The organism is Sphingomonas sp. YR710 (assembly GCF_900101455.1).
Taxonomy (GTDB): Bacteria; Pseudomonadota; Alphaproteobacteria; order Sphingomonadales; family Sphingomonadaceae; genus Rhizorhabdus.
Map to the genome: position 1 here is coordinate 47,022 of NZ_FMZJ01000004.1, position 21,698 is coordinate 68,719.

General features: G+C 62.6%; 18 protein-coding genes and 1 tRNA gene. 7 read left to right on the plus strand and 12 right to left on the minus strand.

Features of this window, described 5'->3' with window-relative positions; translation table 11 throughout:
- Nucleotides 1–223: 223 nt before the first annotated feature.
- Together clpX and BLS13_RS06340 are read right to left on the minus strand one after the other, a co-directional pair.
- Nucleotides 224–1,495 carry an ATP-dependent Clp protease ATP-binding subunit ClpX gene (gene clpX, locus BLS13_RS06335; RefSeq protein ID WP_093450747.1) on the minus strand — a complete coding sequence of 424 codons (1,272 nt, stop codon included), beginning with the start codon at nt 1,493–1,495 and terminating at the stop codon, nt 224–226.
- A 104-nt stretch (nt 1,496–1,599) separates the two neighbouring features.
- Nucleotides 1,600–2,244, minus strand: a complete 645-nt coding sequence (locus BLS13_RS06340) for an ATP-dependent Clp protease proteolytic subunit (protein ID WP_037525988.1) — start codon at nt 2,242–2,244, stop codon at nt 1,600–1,602.
- Between the two features lie 210 nt (nt 2,245–2,454).
- Here BLS13_RS06340 and BLS13_RS06345 point away from each other — a divergent pair, with 210 nt between their 5' ends.
- Nucleotides 2,455–3,810 carry a hypothetical protein gene (locus BLS13_RS06345; RefSeq protein WP_093450748.1) on the plus strand — a complete coding sequence of 452 codons (1,356 nt, stop codon included), beginning with the start codon at nt 2,455–2,457 and terminating at the stop codon, nt 3,808–3,810.
- Between the two features lie 80 nt (nt 3,811–3,890).
- On the opposite strand, the gene tig is transcribed toward BLS13_RS06345, so the two are convergent.
- The 6 genes from tig to gatC all read right to left on the minus strand — a co-directional run bounded on the left by tig (nt 3,891) and on the right by gatC (nt 12,406).
- The gene (gene tig / locus BLS13_RS06350; RefSeq protein WP_093450750.1) at nt 3,891–5,519 is read right to left on the minus strand and encodes a trigger factor; all 1,629 of its coding nucleotides are present in this window, start codon (nt 5,517–5,519) and stop codon (nt 3,891–3,893) included.
- 69 nt (nt 5,520–5,588) lie between these two features.
- Nucleotides 5,589–5,673, minus strand: a tRNA-Leu gene (locus tag BLS13_RS06355).
- 84 nt (nt 5,674–5,757) lie between these two features.
- Nucleotides 5,758–8,910 (minus strand): hypothetical protein, encoded by a 3,153-nt coding sequence (locus BLS13_RS06360; RefSeq protein WP_093450751.1) that lies wholly within the window; start codon nt 8,908–8,910, stop codon nt 5,758–5,760.
- 247 nt (nt 8,911–9,157) lie between these two features.
- Complete coding sequence (gene gatB, locus BLS13_RS06365; protein ID WP_093450752.1) at nt 9,158–10,639, minus strand: Asp-tRNA(Asn)/Glu-tRNA(Gln) amidotransferase subunit GatB; 1,482 nt, start codon at nt 10,637–10,639, stop codon at nt 9,158–9,160.
- A 1-nt stretch (nt 10,640) separates the two neighbouring features.
- Nucleotides 10,641–12,119: an Asp-tRNA(Asn)/Glu-tRNA(Gln) amidotransferase subunit GatA gene (gene gatA / locus BLS13_RS06370; protein ID WP_093450754.1), complete on the minus strand. Its 1,479-nt coding sequence runs from the start codon at nt 12,117–12,119 to the stop codon at nt 10,641–10,643.
- Nucleotides 12,119–12,406, minus strand: a complete 288-nt coding sequence (gene gatC / locus BLS13_RS06375) for an Asp-tRNA(Asn)/Glu-tRNA(Gln) amidotransferase subunit GatC (RefSeq protein WP_037526085.1) — start codon at nt 12,404–12,406, stop codon at nt 12,119–12,121. The genes gatA and gatC overlap by 1 nt, the downstream gene beginning before the upstream one ends.
- A 202-nt stretch (nt 12,407–12,608) precedes the next feature.
- Between gatC and BLS13_RS06380 the strand changes: the two genes are divergently transcribed.
- From BLS13_RS06380 to BLS13_RS06395, 4 genes are all read left to right on the plus strand, one after another.
- Entirely contained in the window at nt 12,609–13,679 is a 1,071-nt protein-coding gene (locus BLS13_RS06380; RefSeq protein WP_256325737.1) for a DUF3089 domain-containing protein, read from the plus strand.
- Nucleotides 13,676–14,131 (plus strand): Holliday junction resolvase RuvX, encoded by a 456-nt coding sequence (ruvX, locus tag BLS13_RS06385; RefSeq protein ID WP_093450757.1) that lies wholly within the window; start codon nt 13,676–13,678, stop codon nt 14,129–14,131. Before BLS13_RS06380 ends, ruvX begins: the two co-directional genes overlap by 4 nt.
- Before the next feature lie 216 nt (nt 14,132–14,347).
- Nucleotides 14,348–15,313 (plus strand): aspartate carbamoyltransferase catalytic subunit, encoded by a 966-nt coding sequence (locus tag BLS13_RS06390; RefSeq protein ID WP_093450759.1) that lies wholly within the window; start codon nt 14,348–14,350, stop codon nt 15,311–15,313.
- On the plus strand, nt 15,310–16,539 hold the full coding sequence (locus BLS13_RS06395) for a dihydroorotase (RefSeq protein ID WP_093450760.1): 1,230 nt from the start codon (nt 15,310–15,312) through the stop codon (nt 16,537–16,539). Before BLS13_RS06390 ends, BLS13_RS06395 begins: the two co-directional genes overlap by 4 nt.
- Here the strand turns inward: BLS13_RS06395 and BLS13_RS06400 are convergent.
- Complete coding sequence (locus BLS13_RS06400) at nt 16,536–17,735, minus strand: SPOR domain-containing protein (RefSeq protein WP_176943465.1); 1,200 nt, start codon at nt 17,733–17,735, stop codon at nt 16,536–16,538. The two genes, BLS13_RS06395 and BLS13_RS06400, sit on opposite strands and share 4 nt — an antisense overlap.
- A 170-nt stretch (nt 17,736–17,905) precedes the next feature.
- On the opposite strand from BLS13_RS06400, the gene BLS13_RS06405 reads away from it, so the two are divergent.
- Nucleotides 17,906–18,940, plus strand: a complete 1,035-nt coding sequence (locus BLS13_RS06405) for an SPOR domain-containing protein (RefSeq protein WP_093450763.1) — start codon at nt 17,906–17,908, stop codon at nt 18,938–18,940.
- 79 nt (nt 18,941–19,019) lie between these two features.
- Nucleotides 19,020–19,337: a PilZ domain-containing protein gene (locus BLS13_RS06410; RefSeq protein WP_093450765.1), complete on the plus strand. Its 318-nt coding sequence runs from the start codon at nt 19,020–19,022 to the stop codon at nt 19,335–19,337.
- Between the two features lie 14 nt (nt 19,338–19,351).
- Here the strand turns inward: BLS13_RS06410 and BLS13_RS06415 are convergent, their stop codons facing one another.
- From BLS13_RS06415 to BLS13_RS06425, 3 genes are all read right to left on the minus strand, one after another.
- Nucleotides 19,352–20,287: a DUF808 domain-containing protein gene (locus tag BLS13_RS06415; protein ID WP_093450766.1), complete on the minus strand. Its 936-nt coding sequence runs from the start codon at nt 20,285–20,287 to the stop codon at nt 19,352–19,354.
- 126 nt (nt 20,288–20,413) lie between these two features.
- Nucleotides 20,414–21,001: an ABC transporter substrate-binding protein gene (locus tag BLS13_RS06420; protein WP_093450768.1), complete on the minus strand. Its 588-nt coding sequence runs from the start codon at nt 20,999–21,001 to the stop codon at nt 20,414–20,416.
- Between the two features lie 81 nt (nt 21,002–21,082).
- A complete protein-coding gene (locus BLS13_RS06425) occupies nt 21,083–21,679 on the minus strand; it encodes a peptidylprolyl isomerase (protein WP_093450769.1) in 597 nt (198 codons plus the stop codon).
- Nucleotides 21,680–21,698 lie beyond the last annotated feature (19 nt).

A 21,698-nucleotide genomic window follows, 5' to 3' on the forward strand; every position in this document is an offset into this window, starting at 1 on the left:
CAGTACCCCCTGCCGTGCAACATCCCCTCCGATGACTTATATCCGAAACAGATCATTTTTATGATCGGCTGTCCAGCCATGTTCACCAAGCTTTTCGCGGTTTGATGCAGGATCGGCGCCGTGGACCCGATTTTGGTTCAGCATGCGACGTGACGCTGTGATATGAAAAAGGCCACGCGGTTGCCCGCGCGGCCTGTTTCCATCTTCTGTCGTCTGAAGCCGATCAGGCGGCGTCGCCCGCCTTCTCCTTGGCCTTCTTCGCAAAGACGCGCACCGGATCCTTGCGGCCCTCAACGACATCCTTGTCGATCATGATCTCGTCGACGCCATCCATCGACGGCAGATCGAACATCGTGTCGAGTAGCATGCCTTCGAGGATCGAGCGAAGGCCGCGCGCGCCGGTCTTGCGGGTGATCGCGCGGCGCGCAATTGCCACCAGCGCATCGTCCGTGAAACCGAGCTTGACGCCCTCCATCTCGAACAGCTTCTGATACTGCTTGACCAGGGCATTCTTCGGTTCGCCGAGAATCTTGACCAAAGCCGGCTCGTCGAGATCCATCAGCGTCGCGATCACCGGCAGACGGCCGACGAATTCGGGGATCAGGCCGAATTTCAGCAGATCCTCGGGCTCGCACTGCTGCAGGGTTTCGCCGGTACGACGCTCATCAGGCCCCGCGACGAATGCGCCGAAGCCGATCGACTTGCCCTGCAGGCGATCACCGATGATCTTTTCCAGCCCCGCAAAGGCGCCGCCGCAGATGAACAGGATGTTCGTCGTGTCGACCTGCAAAAATTCCTGCTGCGGATGCTTGCGGCCACCCTGCGGAGGAACGCTGGCGGTGGTGCCTTCCATCAACTTGAGCAGAGCCTGCTGCACGCCCTCGCCCGATACGTCGCGCGTGATCGAGGGGTTGTCGGCCTTGCGGCTGATCTTGTCGATCTCGTCGATATAGACGATGCCACGCTGCGCCCGCTCGACATTGTAATCCGATGCCTGGAGCAGCTTGAGGATGATGTTCTCGACATCCTCACCGACATAGCCTGCCTCGGTGAGCGTCGTGGCATCGGCCATCGTGAACGGCACGTCGAGGATGCGCGCGAGGGTCTGCGCGAGAAGCGTCTTGCCGCAACCGGTAGGGCCAACGAGCAGGATGTTCGACTTGGCCAGCTCGACGTCGGCGCCCTTGGCACCGTGGTTGAGCCGCTTGTAGTGGTTGTGAACCGCCACCGACAGCACGCGCTTGGCCTTGAACTGGCCGATCACATAATCGTCGAGGACGTTGCAGATTTCCAGCGGCGTGGGGACGCCACCATCCTTCTTGCTGACGAGTGCGCCCTTGGTCTCTTCACGGATGATGTCGTTGCACAGTTCGACGCATTCATCGCAGATGAACACAGTCGGTCCGGCGATAAGCTTGCGAACCTCATGCTGCGATTTCCCGCAGAAGGAGCAATAGAGCGTGCTCTTGGAGTCGCCGCCGGTCAGTTTCGTCATAAACTCATCCTATGGGCCATACGTCGGCCGTTTCGGTATGGGACATCCTAAACCCCGCTTCTCCGCTGCCGCAATGGCAAATCCATCGCGGCGGCGGAGAAAGATCAAGCCGCCATAGCCTCATCAGCGGGGCTCGGCCGCTTGTCGAACACTTCGTCGATGATCCCGAATTCCTTCGCTTCATCAGCCTCGAGGAACTTGTCACGGTCCATCGCGGTCTCGATCGCTTCTAACGTCTTGCCGGTATATTTTGCGTAAAGCGAATTCAGCCGATGCCGCATGCGCAAGATTTCTTTGGCCTGGATCTCGATATCGGACGCCATACCTTGCGCGCCGCCCGAAGGCTGATGGATCATGATGCGGCTGTTGGTCAGCGCCACCCGCATGCCGGGTTCACCCGCCGCGAGCAGGAAGCTACCCATGGAGGCCGCCTGCCCGATGCACACCGTGCCGACACGCGGGCGGATATATTGCATCGTATCGTGGATCGCGAGGCCCGCCGTCACCACGCCGCCCGGCGAATTGATATACATGAAGATGTCCTTCTTCGGATTTTCCGATTCCAGGAACAACAACTGGGCGGTGATCAGCGACGCCATATGATCTTCGACCTGCCCGGTGACGAAGATGATCCGCTCGCGCAACAAACGCGAAAAAATGTCGAAACTACGTTCGCCGCGGGTCGACTGTTCGATGACGATCGGCACCAGCCCATCGGTGAACCGGCCAGTCTCAAACGGATTTTGCATGGGAAATATGGTCCTTGTGCCCTCTAATCACGAACCCAACATCGGCCTTTGCTGGCACGAGTTCAAGGGGGGATGGCGATGCGACACGGCGACTTCCCCAGCACGCCGCATAGATGCGGCCATTTTCCTCTTCACCGATGGGCCGCCCCCGGGTGAATCGTTGCGTAGGCGATCCTTGCCACACCCCCTGAAATGGGGGATCAACCGGCTATGCAAAGACAATATCTTCACCGCGTCGCCCGAAACGCGGCCGGTGCCGCGCTGATCGGCGTCCTGGTCGCAGCGGCGTTGTTCTCGGCCTTCTGCGCCCTCAACTATGCCAGCCTCGATCGCAATCTGCCCACCGCACGGCAGGCGATCCGCGATGCTTTCGCCGCGGGCACGCTGCAGGATGTCGACTGGCTGCCGGGCAACACCGACATCGGCCGCCATCAGTTCAACGATTGCCTGATCCTGGACATGAGCATCGATCAGCGCGGCACCCCCGCGCAGATGATGGTGAGCCCGCTCCAATGGCCCTTTGACAACGGCAATTCGCTCGGGATGTGCCGCGATCTGCGCCGGGTGGTCGACGGACAGCCACTCGCACCCCGGCTGCAATATTATCACCGCTACATTCATGGCCAGACAATGCTGGCGCGCTACCTGCTCCCGCATCTTTCGGTTGCAGCCATCAGGCATCTCTATTTCGGACTGATCACCATCGTGGTGACAGCCGGCCTCGCCGCGGCAATGATCGGTCTCGCGCGCGGCGGCGCGCGGCGCGTACAGCATCTGTTCTGGCTGATCGCGTTCCTGGCATTCTCCCGCTGGTTTGGGCTTGAATCCTATGGGCAGTCGCTCGGACATGCCCCATCGGACTTCGTGCTGCTCGCCTATATGCTGTTTCTGGCACTGGCGTCACTTCGCGGTGGCATCGGACGCAGCACCGCCATCGTCAGTGCTGGCCTTTTCGGGGCCGCGACGATGGCGTTCGAATTCCTGACCGGCGGCATCCCGCTCGGCCTCGCGCTGATCGTCGGGGGTCTTCCGTTCGCGCTGCGCAGCGACGTCGAAGCCGATACGCAGGCCTGCGTCATCGAAGCATTGACGGCTTTCTGTGCGGCGGTGACCACCTGCATCCTGTTGAAGATCCTGCTGGCAATATGGGTGTTCGGGCTCGAATCGCTTTGGGAATCACTTCATTATCTGGGCGTGCGGCTCGGTGTCCCCGGTGCCGTGGCCGAAGATCTGGGGCCGATCCGCTTTGCCAAGGCGATCGTCAAAGGATTCGATTCGCTGGGCACGGGCTTGCTGCTGATGAACGGGCTGATGATCGCTCTGGCGATCGGAGCCGGCGCATGGGGCGCTACGCGGTTGCATAAACGCGGAGATCGTGACGCCCGCACCCGCGCCCGCTTGCTGCTGCTGTCCAACGCCGTGATCCTGCTTTGGATCGCGGTGTTCCGCGAGCATATGATCGTCCACGCCTGGTTCATGGACCGCATGTTCACCTGGACGATCGCCAGCGGCTTTGGCCTGTATGCGATCGCTTTGCTCCCGCGGGATCGCCCGCAAGCGGGCTGACCGCCGACGCCCGCCTCATCGAACAAAAAGGCCCGCAGCGACATCTCGCCACGGGCCCACTTTGTAACGATGGCGCACTGTTAGTCGGCGGCGACCTTCTTTGCGGCTTTCTTCGGCGCCGGCGAGGCTTCGCCTTCGGCTGCATCGGCAACTTCGGCCTTGGCCTTCTTCGCCTTTTTCGCGGGGGCCGCGTCTTCCGTCACCGTTTCGGTCGCGGGTTCTTCAGCCTTCACCTTCTTCGGTGCAGCCTTTTTCGGCTTGGCCGCTGCTTCCGCATGGTCATGTCCGTGATCGCAGTCGGGGCCGTGCACATGGCCATGATCGTGCCCGTGGTCGTGGCCGCAATCCGGCCCATGGACATGGCCCTTGCCAAGATTGTCGTCATCGGCCTCGATCGCAGCTTCCAGCTCCTCGCGGCTCACCGCACGATCGGTGATTTCTGCCTTGCCGAACAGGAAATCCACGACCTTGTCCTCATAGAGCGGGGCGCGCAGCTGAGCGGCTGCCATCGGATCCTGCTGAACATACTGGACAAACCGGTCGCGATCCTTGGGATTATATTGCTGGGCTGCCTGCGCCACGAGCCGCCCCATTTCCTGCTGGCTGACCTCTACGCCGTTCTGCCGCCCGATCTCGGAGAGCAGCAGGCCAAGGCGAACGCGGCGCTCGGCGATCTTGTGATAATCGTCCCGGTCACTCTCCATCTCGGCGCGGGCGGCCTCGGGATCGGCTTCCTGCCCGGCTTCATGCTCAAGCTGCGCCCAGATCTGGCTGAACTCGGCCTCGACCATCGACGGCGGCACCGGAAAGTCGTGCGACGCGGCGAGCTGATCGAGCAGCTTGCGCTTCATATGGGTGCGGGTGAGGCCGTTGAGCTCCTGCTCGAGCTGACCCTTGATCAGCCCGCGCAGCTGCTCGAGGCTTTCGAGGCCGAGCGACTTGGCGAATTCCTCGTCGGCGACGGCTTCCTTGGGGACGCGCACGTCGGTGGCGGTCACGTCGAAGGTCGCATCCTTTCCGGCCAGCGATTTCTCGCCATAATCGGCCGGGAAGGTAACCTTGAGCTGACGCTCCTCGCCTTTCTTGATCCCGATCAGCTGATCCTCAAAGCCGGGGATCAGACGGCCGGAGCCGATTTCGACCGACATGCCTTCGCCGGTGCCGCCCTCGAAGGCGACGCCATCGGACTTGCCGACGAAGTCGAGGATCACCAGATCGCCCTCGACCGCGGGATGGCCTTCCATCGCGTCGTCATAGCTCTTCTGCTGGCCGGCGATGCGCAACATCGCGCTGTCGACCTCTGACTCGGGGGCTTCGACGGTCAGACGCTCGAGCGTGAGGGCGTCGATCGCCGGTGCCGGCACATCGGGCAGCACTTCGAGCTCAACCTTGAGCGCGACATCCTTGCCCGATTCATAACCTTCATCGAGTTCGATCGAAGGCTGCATGGCCGGACGCAGCTTCTGCTCGACGAGCAGCAGCTGCACGCCTTCCTGCACCGCCTTGTTGAGCGCGTCCTGCTCGATCGCGGGGCCGTGCATCTTGCGGACGAGGTTTACCGGCACCTTGCCGGGGCGGAAACCGGGCATCTTGATCTGCGGCGCGACCGCCTTGATCTCGGCATCGACGCGCGCGGCGACATCGTTGGCGGGGATCGTCAGCGTGTAAGCGCGCTTGAGGCCCTCATTGAGCGTTTCGACAGTCTGCATGGGTCTCACCAACCTCTATCTATCCAAGAATCACTTTGGCGGCCCGCTCCGCGCGCATAATGGCGAAGCTGGTGCGGGCGAAGGGACTCGAACCCCCACATCTTGCGATACCAGAACCTAAATCTGGCGCGTCTACCAGTTCCGCCACGCCCGCAAACAGGACCGTCGGTCGGCGGGCTCTATAACAGGGTGTGGAGGAAGGGCAAGGGCGCGCCCGATGTAGTTTCCCATGAATTGATCACGATTGCACCGATTTCGCCGGATTGTGCGATGCCTGCAAATACCAGAACCATCCGCTGCCGGCATCCACGCCCTTGGCGAGTTCGGAGGCCTTCTTCGCATTGCGGCGATTGGTGGCGGTGGTCTGGGCCGCGTTGATGTCGCTGCCCGTCTGATTGAGCATGTATCGCAACATCGAGGGGGCGGCGAGAAGCTGGTCCATCGCCTGTCCGTCGCGGCTCAACGTCTGCCCTTCGAACACATATGTGTCCCAATCGGTGCTTTGCCCCGCAGCGGCGGCGAGCGCCGCATAGGTCTGCGGCAGGGCGGCAACATTGCCATTCGCGGCCAGAATCTGGGCCTGCGACCAGATCATCGTCACGTAAGGGATGCCATTCGAGGGGTTCAGGTTGGGCACAGTTACGAGGCGTCCGATGACACGCTTGCGGTGCATGGCGATCATCCAATCCAGCACTGCGCTCGCTTTCGCCGATGCCTGCCGCAGCGCCGCGTTGAAACCCAGCTTCTCCGCCGCGGCCAGCGCGGTCAGCCAGTAGCCGATCTGGAAATCCTGCTGGTTCACCTCCACGCCGCTCGGCGTACATACGCCGAACAGCGGCGCGGCGGCGTAGCAGGCCAGGACGTCGCTGATATTGCCGTTGACGATCACATTGGTCGGCGGGTTGAGGAAGCCCGGTGTCGCCGCATAATGCTTGTTGTAGAAATATTCGAAGTCATAGACGATGAAATCCATCACCTCGGCGCGGCTATACAGGCGGGTAGAATTGGCACTTGCTGTCTTCCATGCCAGCGCAGTGTGCATGAACGCCCAGGCACCGTCACGAATGCTCCAGAGCCCCGCATAATCGTCGCCGATGACATTGTTCGTGTAGAGCCGGTTCTGGTCCCAGAACTTGTGCCCGAGAAAGGCGAATTCCGGCGTCTTGAACAATATGCTGCCCCAGCCCGGAAACTGGTGGGCATGCGATTTGTCGATCTGGGCGGTGCCGAAATAGGGCGTGGTGGGCGTATCGCCGGCATATGGCGCGTTGACGCGCAGCGGGCTGACATTGGTGGCCAGATCGCTCAGCCGCCCGCCCTGCACATAATACGCCTGGGTCTCGGGCACATTCATATTGCCCTGCCCATAATAATGGTTGCGCATCACGATCGGCCGGCGGGCATTGCCCTTGAACAACGGCACGTTGCGTCCCTGCTCGAAGCAATGGATCGGATCGGAGACATAGCCGGTCAGCACAGCCAGGCTGATATCGCGATAGGGGCGGCGATCATGCGGGCGCACGCGCAGGATATCCGCGGTATTGGCGAAATTCACGACCATTTCGGGCATGATTTGCCGATCGTCGCGCAAGCCCCCCGGGCCGGTGACGGGCGATCGGCCCTGTACGTTGAACGGTGTGTAACGCAGCCATGTCGCCGCATTGGCGGTCAGCGAATTGGCGGAATATAGCGATGCCTTATACGGATCGCTGGTGACGTTCACCTTGGTCAGCATCGTCGCATAATCGGACTGATCCCAGTTCATCATGCGCGTATTGCCGAAGCCGTTCGCCTGCCCGTCATTGCCGGCGCCACCCGCATAGATGCGCAGATCGAAGCCATTGACCGAGAAATCGGTATGGCTGCCATAAGGCACGGTCAGATCGAGCAGCGGCACCGTCGCCTTGATCGTCGTTGCGTCATGCTGGACGGGATCGTGGTTGCGCCAGATGATCCCCGCCCGAACAGTGCCATGCGGATACCATTTGTCGGTGGTGCTGGTGATCGCACAGCCCCGGCCGTCATAGCTCCCCGAAAACAGCGCCGGCTTGTCGTCACCGTTCAACGGCTTGCGATCCGGCGTCTCGATCGTCGCCAGCAAGGTGTTGGCACTGTCGTAGATCAGCCATTTGTGCGGCACCATATAGCTGTGCTTGCCGCTGGGATCGCCGAACGGGTTCGCCGGCATTGTGGCCGTGTCCCAGTCATAGCCAAACTGGAACTGCACATAATCGTCAGTCCGGACCGCCTCGCAATAATAATTGATGCCGGCGATATTGGGCACGGGCCCCTGCGGCAGGCACTCGATCCACGGCGACTGCGCGCCATAGAGCTTGCTGTCCTGAAAACAGCAATTTTGGGCAACGATGCGGGTCATCACCAGTTCGTTGGGATGACGCACGCCACTCCCGCCCGACCAGTCGAACAATACTGCCTTATAGGCCTGGCCCGCCGGCACGGTCAGCGGACCGATGGTGACATCGAGCGTCGTCACCGTCCCGCCATCGGCCTGATAGGACAGGGTCATGGGCGGTTGCGGCGCCGTCACCGAACGGGCATCGACGACCAGGGCCTCGAGATCGCCGCGGCTGATCGACCCGCTCGATACCGGCGTATAGCTGACCTGATTGACCAGACCGTCATAGCTGATCATGAGTTCGCGCACCTGCAATCCGTTCACCGAATTGCTGGCATTATCGAGCGATGCATTGACATAGATGCTTACGTCGGCGGGAATGCGCGGCTTGATCGTCGTCGTGAACGGGCCGCCGGCATTCTGGCCATCGATGTAGAAGGTCAGCGCCCCACCCGGACCACCAATATTGTCCACATATTCGACCTCGAGCAATTGCTCGGTCCCGACGGTGCGCCGGCCGCTGCTGAGAAAAGATTGGAGCTGATCGCCACGCATGATGCCGACTTCGAGCCGCCCGCTGTCCCAATGCCCGTTCAAATACATCCGCCCCCGGTTCCAGGCGAACATTTCCATCAGGATCGCGCTGCCGGCAGGAGTCGTGCCGCGAAACGAAAAGCGCAGCCGACGGGGCGTTTCCGTCGTGCCCGGGTCGGAAGTGGTGCCGAAATCGAGCCCGACCGGGGTCGAGCGGAGGTAGCTATTGAAATTGAGGGTCAGCACGCCTCCAGCGAAGGAAGTCGGCGCGCCATCATTGGCCAGGACCGACAGAGACACCGGCGAAGCCAGGCCGGCCGACAGGCTGACGACACCGGTAGCACCGGAGAAGTTGAAATCGCCGGCGAAAGACTGCGCCGTCGGTGTGTTCGTCTGCCGGGCCAGGATCAGGCCGGACGGAATCGACAAGGTGAAATTGTCGACGCTGCTGTTCGTATAGATGCCGAGCGAGAAAATCGTTCCGGGGTCGCCATAGATCATGCCGAAATCCTCCCCGCGCTGCCCAATCGGCAACGCCCCCCCCCCCGAAAGGAAAAATATCCTTCGGAGCCAATGAGAAATCAAGCGATCATTCAGCCCTATTCCTCCCTGAGCTTGCTCGGGGAGGTGGCAGCGGGAAGCGCTGACGGAGGGGCATTCCGACGGTTCCGCAAGCCCCTCCACCATCCTGCGGATGGTCCCCCTCCCCGTTCCGAGGAGGATTTGTCATGGGTAGCGCCCTTGCCTCTCAGTCGAGCGCAGCTTTCAGCCGTTCGTTGACGACACCAGGGTTCGCCTTGCCGGCCATCGCCTTCATCGTCTGGCCGACGAAGAAGCCGAACAATTTGTCCTTGCCGCCGCGATATTCGGCAACCTTGTCGGCATTGGCGGCCATGATCTCGGCAATCGCCGCATCGATCGCGCCGGTGTCGCTGGTCTGCTTCAAGCCGCGTTCGTCGACGATCTTGGCCGGGCCGTCCCCAGTTTCCAACATGATCTCGAACACCTGCTTGCCGAGCGTGCCGGACAGCGTTCCGTCGGCGACAAGCGCCAGCAACTCAGCACCTTGCGCTGCGCTGACCGGACTATCGACGATCGACTTTCCGAGTCGGTTGAGCGCTCCGAACAGATCGGAAATCAACCAGTTGGATGCCGTTCTTGCAATTTCGACCGCAGGCTTCCCGGTGGCCTCCACCAGCGCTTCAAACCAGCGTGCGGTCTCGACGTCAGCCGTGATCACCGCCGCGTTATAGGCTGGCACACCGAGCGTCGCATAACGGGCGCGCTTGGCATCGGGCAGTTCGGGCAACTCGCTCTCGCAACCGGCCAGAAACGCATCATCGAGTTCGAGCGGGAGCAGATCCGGGTCGGGGAAATAGCGATAATCGTGCGCATCCTCCTTCGACCGCATCGATCGCGTCTCGTTGCGATCAGGATCGTAGAGCCGCGTTTCCTGCACGATCCGGCCACCGGCCTCGATCACGTCGACCTGGCGATTGGCCTCGGTCTCGATCGTGGCCATCACGAAACGGATCGAGTTGACGTTCTTGGTCTCGGTACGGGTTCCGAACGGATCACCGGGCTTGCGCACCGAAACGTTGACGTCGGCGCGCATGGATCCTTCTTCCATATTGCCGTCGCAACTGCCAACATATCGCAGAATTGATCTAAGCTTTCTCAGATAAGCCCCTGCTTCAGCAGGAGAGCGCATCTCCGGCTTTGATACGATCTCCATCAGCGCCACGCCGGATCGATTGAGGTCGACATAGGATCGGGTTGGGTGCTGATCGTGCATCAGCTTGCCGGCATCCTGCTCGACATGGAGCCGCTCGATACCGATCGTCTTCGGTTCGGCGATGCCGGTCTTCTCATCGGCATCGATGATCAGCGCCCCCTCGCCCACGATCGGGTGATAGAGCTGCGAAATCTGATAGCCCTGCGGCAAATCGGCGTAGAAATAGTTCTTCCGATCGAACCGCGAGTAACGGTTGATCTGCGCGCCCAGCGCCATGCCGGTCTTGACCGCCTGGCGGATGCATTCGCGGTTCGGCACCGGCAGCATGCCGGGCATCGCCGCGTCGACCAGCGAGACATTGCTGTTGGGCTCGGCGCCAAACGTCGCCGAAGCGCCCGAGAACAGCTTGGCCTTCGAGGTGATCTGGGCGTGGACCTCCAGCCCGATCACGACCTCCCACTCGCCCGTAGCGCCCTGGATACGATAGCTGCTCATCTTACCACCATTTTTCCGGCCGCGCCGTGAAGCCCGCCCGTTCCTCGATCGCGAGGCCCGCATTGAGAACACCCTGCTCGTCGAGCGGCCGGCCGATGATCTGCAGGCCGAGCGGCAGCCCACGCGAGTCCAGCCCGCCCGGCACCGACATCGCCGGTAGGCCGGCCATGCTGGCGGGCACCGTGAACACGTCGTTGAGATACATTTCGAGCGGATCGGCGCTCTTTTCGCCGAGCGCGAACGCCGCCGATGGCGCGGTCGGCGTCAGCAGCACGTCGACCTGCCTGAACGCGTCTTCGAAATCGCGCGCGATCAGCGCTCGAACCTTCTGGGCCTTGTTATAATAAGCATCGTAAAAGCCCGCCGACAGCACATAGGTGCCGATCAGGATGCGGCGCTTGACCTCAGCGCCGAAACCGGCGGCGCGGGTGGCGGCGTACATGTCCTGCAGGTTCGCACCATCGGGCAACTCGCGGAGACCATAGCGCACGCCATCATAGCGCGCGAGGTTCGACGAAGCTTCGGCCGGCGCGATGATATAATAGGTCGCCAGTGCATGATGGGTATGCGGCAGCGACACCTCGACGATCTCGGCGCCGGCGTCGCGCAGGCAATCGATCCCCTTCTGCCACAGCGCATCGATCTCCGCCGGCATGCCATCAACCCGATACTCCCTGGGAATACCGATCTTCTTGCCCTTGAGATCGCTCGATAATCCTGATTCCCATTTGGGCACGGAGACATCAAGCGAGGTCGAATCCTTCGGATCGAAACCGGACATCGCCTCGAGCAGGATCGCGCAGTCGCGCACGTCATGCGCCATCGCGCCCGCCTGATCGAGAGACGAGGCGAAGGCAACGATGCCGAAGCGCGAGCAGCGGCCATAAGTCGGCTTGATCCCCGAAATGCCGGTGAAAGCCGCGGGCTGGCGGATCGAGCCGCCGGTATCGGTGCCGGTGGCCGCCGGCACGAGCCGCGCCGAAATCGCTGCCGAGGAGCCGCCCGAGGAACCGCCCGGCGCCAGCGGCGCATTGCCGCCTGCCACCCGCCAGGGCGAGATGACATTGCCGAACGCGCTGGTCTCGTTCGACGATCCCATCGCGAACTGATCCATGTTGAGCTTGCCGAGCATGCCTGCGCCGGCCGCGAACAATTGCGCGGTCACCGTCGATTCATATTGCGGCACGAAGCCTTCGAGCATGTGGCTGGCGGCGGTCGTCTGGTAGCCGGCGGTGCAGAACAGATCCTTGATGCCCAGAGGCACGCCGGACAAAGGCCGCAATTCGCCCGATGCCCGCGCGCGATCGGCGACTTCGGCGGCCGCGATCGCATGGTCGGGGGTCTCGGCGATGAAGGCGTTGAGTACCCTGCCCGCCGCGACCGCGCCGTTGAACGCATCGGCGACTTCGCGTGCCGAAAATTCGCCGGCCCGAAAACCGTCGCGCAGCCCGGCGATGCCCAGATCGGTAATATCAGCCATTATTCGATCACCTTGGGCACGGCGAAGAAGCCATGTTCGGCCTGCGGAGCGTTGGCGAGCACCTTGTCGCGAACATTGCCATCGGTCACCACATCGTCGCGCAGGCGCTGATGGTTGGGAATGACGGCGGCGAGCGGCGCGACACCATCGGTGTCGACCTCGCTCAATTGCTCGATCCAGCCAAGGATATTGTTGAGTTCGGGGACCATCGCCTCGACATCGCCGTCGGTAACGGCGATGCGCGCGAGGCTGGCGATCTTGCGGACGGTTGCGGCATCGACTGACATGGCCGTGCCGCTAGCATTGGCGGCACCGCGCTTCAAGCTTCGCCGCCGGGCAAAGGGATTTTAACCGTCTGTCCTCCATGATTGGACGCCATCACGATTGCGGGCTACGCACTTGCTCCGGCTAACGAATATGTTGCACTGCACAATCGGAGTTCCCACATTGCTGGCTCGCCGTTTTCTCTACATAATAGCGGGATTGATCATGCTGACATTGGCTGCAGGGATCGGCTGGAATCTGTTCCAGGATCAGTTGATGCGCCTCGCCTTCGTACCGGGCACCGCCTTCAAACCGGCCCCCGCGACAACGGCGCCCGATTATATGAGCCCCGGGGGATGGCTGTCGCGGCCCGATCTGTCGGACGATCCTTCGCGCTGGACGCCGGACGGACATCCGCGTGCGGGGCAGCCCGAGGTCGCGGTCTTCTATGTCTCCCCCACCACCTACTTCAGCAAGAGCAACTGGAACGCGCCGATCGACGATAGCGATTCGCGCCGCTGGTTGCGCGTCTTCGCGTCGAGCCAGGCCAGCGCCTTCAACAGCGTCGGTGCGGTTTGGGCGCCACGCTATCGCCAGGCCACGCTGGGTGCTTTCCTGACGAAGGGCCCCGAGGGCCAACGCGCGATCGATTTCGCCTATCAGGATGTGCTCCGCGCATTCGAGGCCTTCCTGGCCCAGATCCCGGCTTCGCGGCCGATTCTGCTGGCTGGCCATAGCCAGGGCACACTGCACCTGATCCGGCTGATGCATGAGCGGATAGCCGGCACGCCGATCGCCAACAGGATCGTCGCCGCTTATCTGGTCGGTTGGCCGATCTCGATCGAGGCCGACATTCCGGCGATGGGTCTGCCCGCCTGCTCCAGTCCGGGCGAACCCAATTGCATTATTTCGTGGCAGAGCTTTGCCGAACCCGCCGATCCGCGCCTGATTCATGAATTGTTCGATGATGGCACCGGCCTGACCGGTAAGCCTCGCAAGGGCACCCAGATGCTCTGCGTGAACCCGCTCACCGGCGCACGCGACACCGCGGCCCTTCCATCGGCAAATCTTGGTGCACTGTACCCACGCTCCGATTTCATGGGCGCCGATCTGAAGCCCTCTGCCGTTCCCGCGCGCTGCGACAAGAGCGGCCTGCTGATGATCGGACAGCCGCCCTTGGGCTATGATCGCTACGTGATGCCCGGCAACAATTATCATGTGTTCGATTACGCCCTGTTCTGGGCGAATCTCCGTGCCGACGCGGCGGCGCGCACTGCGAGCTTCCTCAAGCGATGATCTACAGCGCCGCCCCCGATTTTCGCGCAAGCCTGCCGGATCGGGGCCGCCTCGCCGGCCTGGACGTCGGCACGAAGACGATCGGCATCGCGATCTGCGACGCCGGCTGGACGATCGCGAGCCCCGCGGAGACGATCGCGCGTGTGAAATTCACGGTCGATACCGCTAAGATGCGGGATCTCTTCGCCGCCCAATCGATCAGGGGAGTCGTCGTCGGCCTCCCGCTGAACCTCGACGGCACCGACAGTCCCCGCACCCAATCGGTTCGCGCCTTCTCCCGCAATCTTGACGCGCTCGGCCTGCCGATCCTTCTGTGGGACGAACGTTGGTCCACCGCGGCGGTGACCCGTACCCTTCTCGCGGCCGATGCGAGCCGCGCACGGCGGGCGGAATTGGTGGATAAGCTGGCGGCCGCATATATCCTTCAAGGCGCGATCGACGGGATGATTTAAGCCACCTTGATAGCGATGAATTTCCCGAGTGCCGGGATTCGTGAATGACAAAAAAGGACGGAGGGGGCCTGTCTCGCGGTGCTTTTGACCGGCGCGAGCCCCCCCCCCCCCCACCACTGAAGGGTCGTTTCCCGGTCGGTGGATTATATCGAAGGATGCTTGAGCGGGTGACAGCCGCTTGAGCTTCGCCCCTGCCGCGCCTATGACGCAGCTTTAATGTCCGAACGACTCTCATCACCCTTTCCGCACCGCGATCTGACCGGCATCTTTGGCCTGCAGCCGCACGAGATCCTGTTCCTGCTCGATGAAGCCGAACAATGGATCACGCTCAACCGCGCATCCGCCGTCAAACATGACGATCGGCTGACGGGCCTTACCCTGATCAACGCCTTCTTCGAAAACAGCACGCGCACCCTGCTGTCGTTCGAGATTGCCGGCAAGCGGCTCGGCGCCGATGTCGTCAACATGCACGCTGCGCAATCGAGTGTGAAGAAGGGCGAAACGCTGATCGATACCGCGGTTACCTTGAACGCGATGCGTGCCGACGTGATCGTGATCCGGCATCAGAGTTCGGGCGCGGTGCAGCTGATCGCGGACAAGGTCGACTGCCCCGTCCTCAACGCCGGCGACGGGCGGCACGAGCATCCTACCCAGGCGCTGCTCGACGCGCTGACGATCAGACGACGGATGGGCCGGATCGGCGGGCTGACCGTCGCGATCTGCGGCGATGTGCTGCACAGCCGGGTCGCGCGTTCCAACATCCTCGCGCTGACGGCGCTCGGCGCCGAAGTCCGCGTCGTCGCGCCGCCCACGCTGATGCCGGCGGCGATCGAGCGGATGGGGGTGATCCCATTCACCGATTTCGATGCCGGGCTCGACGGCGCCGATGTGGTGATGATGCTCAGGCTGCAGAATGAGCGGATGGCGGGCGGTTATCTGCCCTCCCCGCGCGAATATCATGCCTTGTACGGGCTCACACCCGAGCGGCTGGAGCGCACCGCGCCCGATGCGCTGGTGATGCATCCGGGGCCGATGAACCGGGGCGTGGAGATCACGAGCAGCGTGGCCGATCATCCGACACGATCGGCCATCACCGAACAGGTCGAAATGGGGGTAGCCGTGCGCATGGCTTGCCTCGACGTGCTGACACGCGGCCGCCGCGGGATCGAGGGCTGGGCATGACCGCACCGCTCGCCATAATGAACGCCCGGCTCGTTGATCCGGTCGCCGGGATCGTCACCGAAGGCGGCGTGCTGATCCGCGATCGCCACATCGCTGCCGTCGGCGCATTCGACATTCCCGCCGGTTGCGAGACGATCGACGCCAGGCGCGCTTTTGTCGGGCCGGGTCTGGTCGATCTGGGCAGCTTCGCGATCGACATGCCGGCCTTTGCCGCCGGCGGCATCACCCGCGCCGCCTTGATGCCCGATCAATCGCCACCGCTCGATCATGCCGCGCTGGTCCAACGCGCGGCGGCGGCCGGCAAGCCCGATGTCTGGATCCATCCTATCGCGGCCGCCACAACGGGGCTCGCGGGCAGCGATCTCGCCGAAATCGGGCTGATGAAGGCGGCCGGGGCCTGCGCGATCGCGACCGGGCGGCGCTGGATCGCCGACAGCGGCGTGATGTACCGGTTGCTCAGCTATGCGCGCGCGCTCGACATGCTCGTCATCGTCCATGCCGAGGACAATGGCCTGACCGACAATGCCGTTGCCACCGATGGCGAGATGGCGACCCGGCTTGGGCTCGCCTCGGCGCCCGCGGTGGCCGAGGCGATGGCGGTCGCACGCGATCTGGCCCTCGCCGAAGAAACCGGGGCACGGCTGCACTTCCGCCAGCTCACCACCGCGGCATCGTTCGATCTGGTGCGTTCCGCCAAAAAGCGCGGCGTAGCGGTCACCTGTGGTATCAGCCCCGCCCATCTGCTGCTGTCCGACATCGCGATCGGCGGTTTTCGTACCTTCGCGAGGCTGTCGCCCCCGCTCCGCTGCGAGGATGATCGCAAGGCGGCGATCGCCGCGATCGCCGACGGCACGATCGACCTGATCTGCTCGAGCCACGATCCGCAGGGGCCGGAGGCCAAGCGCCTGCCCTATGCGGATGCGGAAGCCGGCATGTCGGGCGCGGAAACCTTGCTGACCCTGGCGCTGGTGCTCGTGCGCGACGGTGCGATCGACCTGCCTGGCCTGATCGGCAAATTGTCGACGGTACCGGCTCGGCTCCTCGGCGTGCCGGGCGGCGCGCTGGCGGTGGGCGACGAGGCCGATCTGATCCTGTTCGATCCCGATCTGCCCTGGCGGATCGAATCCGATCGGATGGTGGGCGGCGCGGGCAATACGCCGTTCGATGGCCTGCCCGTACAAGGCAAGGTGCTCCGCACGATCAAGGGCGGTGTGCCGGTCGGCTAGGCAGCGGGGTTCCGTTCGCCTCCGCGCGACGCCCATTCCAGCGGGCGGTCGCCAGACGATCCGCGCACGAAGCAATCCCCGCCCCGGCTTTTGATCAGCCGACACAACCGTATCGCAGCGCGCTGCGAGGCAAAGCCGCCAATCGACAATCGGTGCAACGTCGTATTGGATTGGGCCAAAGGCACGTCGGCTTCCGCCGGGACATAATTTGTCAGAAACACGTTCCTGCCGCTGATGCGCGACCAAGCCAGCTGGGTCTGCCGGGAAGAGTGATAGGCGCCGATCTGAACGACATAGCGCCCGCCGATGCGCACCTTCGGAATGCCCGCGAGCGCTTTTGGCCTCGGATCGAGCGCTTTGGCCGACGGTGATGGGGGCGACGCCTCAGCGGCAACGATCGCGATGACGGGAGTAGTCCCCGCTGCGACGGCCGGAGTGACGGCGACCGCCTCGGCCGTTTGCGCCGAACCTGCCGAAGCCGGCAACGCCAAAGCGAGTGCAACGGGCTGCCCGGGATCGACCTGCGGGACAATCCCCAGCATAGCCGTCACCCGATCGGCTGAATGCGGCACAGCCTGGGCGATTTTCGCCCAATGGTGAAGGCGACCGGGCAACTGATCGGCCGGTATATCCTGCGATGCCGTTGCCACAGCATCGTTCCAGTGGCCTTGCAGGGCATAGACAAACGCCAGATTCAACTTAGTCCGTGCGTCAGCCCCAGCCTGCCTCGCCGCCGCTTCGAGCACCGACTGCGCCTCATCAACCTGCCCGGCCAGAGCGAGCGCAAGGCCGAGGTCTGCAGCCGGAGCGCAGCTTCGGACCCTGGCGAGCAGCGAACGGGCGTCCTCGTCGCGTCCCTGCTGAAGCATCGCCACGGCCGCCATGACACCGGCCTGCCCATGCGCCGGATCGAGCGTAAGCGTATCGGAAAAGGCCGATCCCGCCGAAACAAAACGCCCTGCGGATAAATAGGCGCGGCCAAGCCGATAGCGCGCACCAGAATCCAGCGGCGCCGCTGCGACCGCCCGTTCAGCCTGCGACACGGAGGAAATGGCCGACGGTGCCGATGCGGCGATGGGAATGCGGCGCGGCGCAGCTTGACCGAGGCTGGGACGAGGCGATGGTGCGGTAGAACAGCCGCACAGCGTGGCCGCAACCATCAACCCCGTAAGCGCCAATCCAACCAGTTTCCGCATTGCGCATCCCCGAGCCGGACGCCCGCGCCCCGCCAGCCAAGCGCCTGCCACAATCATGGCTAATGATTGGTTAAGGCGCCCACTGACATCGCATAAACAGATGTCGCGATAGTGGTCCAAAGGCGCTATCACTCGGCCCAATCAGGGTATGAAAACGGGATTTTCCGGGGATGAGAGCTTTATTGATCGGCTGCGGCCTGCTGGCCACCATCGCCGCGCCGGCACTTGCCGGTGTCAAGGAAGGCGTCGATGCGTGGCTTGCCGGCGATTATCCGAAGGCCGTTGGCGAATGGCGAATTCCTGCGCAGAATGGCGACGCTGACGCCCAGTTCAATATGGGCCAGGCCTATAAGCTCGGCCGTGGCGTTGCCGCCGATCAGGCGATTGCGATGGACTGGTATCGCAAGGCCGCAATGGCGAACCACGAACAGGCCCAGGCGGTGCTCGGACTGACGCTGTTCCAGTCCGGGCAGCGCGACGAGGCCATGACCTGGCTGAAGAAAGCCGCCGACCATGGCGAGCCGCGCGCGCAATATGTTGTCGGCACGGCCTATTTCAACGGCGATTCGCTACCGAAGGATTGGGCACGCGCATATGCGTTGATGACGCGTGCCAAGGCGGCCGGTGTAGGTGCGGCCAGTACCAGCCTGGCACAGATGGATCTGCTCATTCCCGAGAATCAACGCCAGGCCGGGCTTTCGCTGGCGCGCGAGATGGAACGAACCGAAAAACTCTCAATGGTCGATACCGGCACCGGATCGAGCCCCCTGACGATGCGTTCGAGCGTCGCGCCGCATGTGGCTTCCAACACTCCGGCACCAATCGGCCAGGTCAACGTACCACCGTCGCAGCCAAGTGCTCCGCCGCCCGCGATATTGGCTCCTGCACCGGCCACAAAGCCCCCGGCCGTCGTTGCTCCTGCGGTCAAGCCGGCACCGGTAAGATCCCAACCGGTCATCACTCCGGCTCCGGGCGGGAGTTGGAGGATTCAGCTTGGCGCCTTCTCCTCTGAGGCCGCCGCCAAAGCCGCCTGGGCCCGGATTTCGGGATCCGCAGCGTCGATAAAATCGCTCTCACCCAGCTATGTGACAGCCGGCACCTTCACGCGCCTCCAGGCCGGGCCATTGGCATCGCATGCCACAGCCGATCAGGCGTGCGCCACCGTAAAGGCAGGCGGATCTGCCTGCTTCCCCGTAGCTCCGTGAACCTGCCTGCTCGTCCTTAACGCTATTTTTGCGCTTGGTAATTATAGCGGCTGCATTCAATGTTCGGGTGAGAGTGTGAATGGCAAGCCAGATCAGCAAGGGTACCCTGCGCATGGCGAGTCGCTGGCGCAGGCAAAGGCTCTGCATCCTCACGGCGGCTGATCGCCCGACCCTTGTCGGACTTCGGAGCATTTCTGGAAGCGGCGCCCGACTCGAAACCGATCAGCCCCCGGCCCTGGGATCGCGGGTCGAATTGCGACACCCCGAAGCCGGCGTGATCACAGGCTTCGTCACCGGCCATACCGAAGACGGGATCCAACTAGGCTTTCCTGGCGACGAGCGCGCCGTAGCCTTTGCCCTGGGTGCAATCGTTTCGGATATGACCCGCGCCGATTGATTATCCGTTCCTCGTCAGGCTGCCGGCCGCTTGACCCTGGCAATGACGGTCGCGATCGCGCTCCCCACTACCAGTCCTACAATCGCCGAGCCGATCGCTATAACGAACCATTCAGCTACCGCGCGGCCGATCGGTGCGCCGCGACCGACAATGTCGGCAACATGGTGGAGCACATCGGAAATTTGGCCGAACCCGAAATGATCAAGGCCATGAACTAAAATACCACCGCCGACCCACATCATCGCGGCCGTACCAACCCCTGCCAACCCCGTCAGCAGCGGCGGCATCGCCTTGACCAGCCCCCGCCCCATCGCCTGTGCCGCGCGGCTCGCTCTGCCCGCCAGGTGCAGGCCAACGTCGTCCATCTTCACGATCAACGCCACCACGCCATAAACGCCAACCGTCACGAGCACGCCGACTGTCGCGAGCGCGGCGGCCTGCGTCAACAGTGGCGCGGTAGCCACTTCAGCAAGCGCAATCGCCATGATCTCGGCCGACAGAATCAAGTCAGTTCGGATAGCGCCCTTGATCTTGGCCCGCTCCAGATGCGCAGGATCGTCCACCGATGGCCCCGTGTCGTCATGCTGCTCGTGATGGAACAGGAGTTCCAGGACCTTTTCAGCACCTTCGAAGCAGAGGTAGGCACCACCCAGCATAAGCAGCGGGGTGATCGCCCATGGCGCGAGCGCGCTCAGCGCGAGCGCGGCAGGCAAGAGCAGTAACAGTTTATTGCGCAATGATCCGATCGCAATGCGTGCGATGATCGGCAATTCTCGATCCGGAGTGAAGCCAACGACATAACGCGGACTGACGGCGGTATCGTCGATCACCACGCCGGCGGCCTTTGCGCTCGCCTTGCCGGCCGCGGCTGCGACGTCATCGAGCGAAGCGGCCGCAACCCGGGCAATACCTGCAACATCGTCCAACAGCGCGGCCAACCCGGATGCCATCAAAATATCCTTTTCTCAGACCGTTCAGGCCCGTCAGATCGAAACCCAAAAAAGCGCAGACGATCTTTCGGCCGTTACATTGCAGGCCGAATAATAAACGAATGCAAAATCTTATCTTACAGTTGCTTATTTAAGAGCATTATCAAGCTTTGCGAGCTGCCTGGCGAGCCCCGCAGCTCCACCTGTCGCCACAGCCCCCGCCACGTCGGCACGCTGAACGGCCAATTGGCTTACTCCGCCCGAGACAACGTCGACGATCTTCCAGCCGGTGGGCCCCTGACGCATTTGATAGAGCAGCACATTCTTGCCATCCGCCGATATGATCGTCACCCGCACTACCTTGCTGGCCCCACGGCTGATCACCGCCGGATCGATCACGAATTTCTCGCCGCTATAAGACGAAAAATTGCGAGCAAGCGATGTCGCCGAATGGTGAATCAGCGCAGCGATCGCCGCCTCGCGATCAACAGCCGAACTCGTCGCCCATTTGGGACCAACGACAAGCTGGGCAATCGTTGGCATATCATAATATTCACGCACGATCGGTTCGAACTTGTCGGTCCGCGCCGCCAGTCCACCCTTCGACTTCATTACGCCGATAATGGCATCATTGTACAATGCGATGCGCGCCGTCGGGTCGATCGCTTGTGCATGTACGATGGCCGGCACGGCAATTGCGACAAGAGCAGGAACAGCAAGCTGATACGCCTTCACGGTAGAAATCTCCTCAAAAAGACGTCGCTCATCTGTCCTGCTGGCAGAACGCTTGCTGAACGGGCACCGCCGGTTGGATCATCATTTGGCGCGGCGTGCCGTGATAATCTGGATCGGCGCCCGGATCATCTGCCCCTTCATCGGCCCCGCCCCGCCCTTGTCGGTCGGCGCCGACAAGATCTTACGCACCACATCCATGCCACCGATCACATGCCCGAACGCCGCAAAACCCTGGGCCTCGTCAGAGGTGCCTTTGGTCGCGTCGAGATAAGAATTCGCACCGACTGTGATGAAGAAATCGCCGGTTGCCGACCCCGGCGCATCACGAGCCATTGAAATGGTACCGTTAACATGCCTGATCCCGGTCTTGCTGGTGGGCTCATGAGCGATCGATGGCAACATCCGGCGATAGGAATGATTGATCCCGCCTTGAATGAGGCCGGCGCCTCCTGCGCGCGACGCACGATAGAAGGTGGTGCCGTCGAAGCGTTTTTCATCGACATATCGCAGGAAATTGGCCGTTGTTATCGGCGCACGCTTGCCGTCCAGCTCAACGTGAATGACGCCCTTGCTCGTCTGCAGGTCGACACGCACCTTGGCAGGCGGCGGTGGTGCGGCCGCAAAAGCCGGAAAGGAGACCGTGGCGAGCAATGCAAACGCGGCGAATCGAGCAATCATGGGACTAAGCCTAGTCTAT

Excerpts from the sequence above, each read along its gene's own strand:
- clpX (WP_093450747.1), bottom strand. The coding sequence starts at position 1,495 with ATGACGAAACTGACCGGCGGCGACTCCAAGAGCACGCTCTATTGCTCC.
- BLS13_RS06340 (WP_037525988.1), bottom strand. The coding sequence starts at position 2,244 with ATGCAAAATCCGTTTGAGACTGGCCGGTTCACCGATGGGCTGGTGCCG.
- BLS13_RS06345 (WP_093450748.1), top strand. The coding sequence starts at position 2,455 with ATGCAAAGACAATATCTTCACCGCGTCGCCCGAAACGCGGCCGGTGCC.
- tig (WP_093450750.1), bottom strand. The coding sequence starts at position 5,519 with ATGCAGACTGTCGAAACGCTCAATGAGGGCCTCAAGCGCGCTTACACG.
- BLS13_RS06360 (WP_093450751.1), bottom strand. The coding sequence starts at position 8,910 with ATGATCTATGGCGACCCCGGAACGATTTTCTCGCTCGGCATCTATACG.
- gatB (WP_093450752.1), bottom strand. The coding sequence starts at position 10,639 with ATGAGCAGCTATCGTATCCAGGGCGCTACGGGCGAGTGGGAGGTCGTG.
- gatA (WP_093450754.1), bottom strand. The coding sequence starts at position 12,119 with ATGGCTGATATTACCGATCTGGGCATCGCCGGGCTGCGCGACGGTTTT.
- gatC (WP_037526085.1), bottom strand. The coding sequence starts at position 12,406 with ATGTCAGTCGATGCCGCAACCGTCCGCAAGATCGCCAGCCTCGCGCGC.
- BLS13_RS06380 (WP_256325737.1), top strand. The coding sequence starts at position 12,609 with ATGCTGACATTGGCTGCAGGGATCGGCTGGAATCTGTTCCAGGATCAG.
- ruvX (WP_093450757.1), top strand. The coding sequence starts at position 13,676 with ATGATCTACAGCGCCGCCCCCGATTTTCGCGCAAGCCTGCCGGATCGG.
- BLS13_RS06390 (WP_093450759.1), top strand. The coding sequence starts at position 14,348 with ATGTCCGAACGACTCTCATCACCCTTTCCGCACCGCGATCTGACCGGC.
- BLS13_RS06395 (WP_093450760.1), top strand. The coding sequence starts at position 15,310 with ATGACCGCACCGCTCGCCATAATGAACGCCCGGCTCGTTGATCCGGTC.
- BLS13_RS06400 (WP_176943465.1), bottom strand. The coding sequence starts at position 17,735 with ATGCGGAAACTGGTTGGATTGGCGCTTACGGGGTTGATGGTTGCGGCC.
- BLS13_RS06405 (WP_093450763.1), top strand. The coding sequence starts at position 17,906 with ATGAGAGCTTTATTGATCGGCTGCGGCCTGCTGGCCACCATCGCCGCG.
- BLS13_RS06410 (WP_093450765.1), top strand. The coding sequence starts at position 19,020 with ATGGCAAGCCAGATCAGCAAGGGTACCCTGCGCATGGCGAGTCGCTGG.
- BLS13_RS06415 (WP_093450766.1), bottom strand. The coding sequence starts at position 20,287 with ATGGCATCCGGGTTGGCCGCGCTGTTGGACGATGTTGCAGGTATTGCC.
- BLS13_RS06425 (WP_093450769.1), bottom strand. The coding sequence starts at position 21,679 with ATGATTGCTCGATTCGCCGCGTTTGCATTGCTCGCCACGGTCTCCTTT.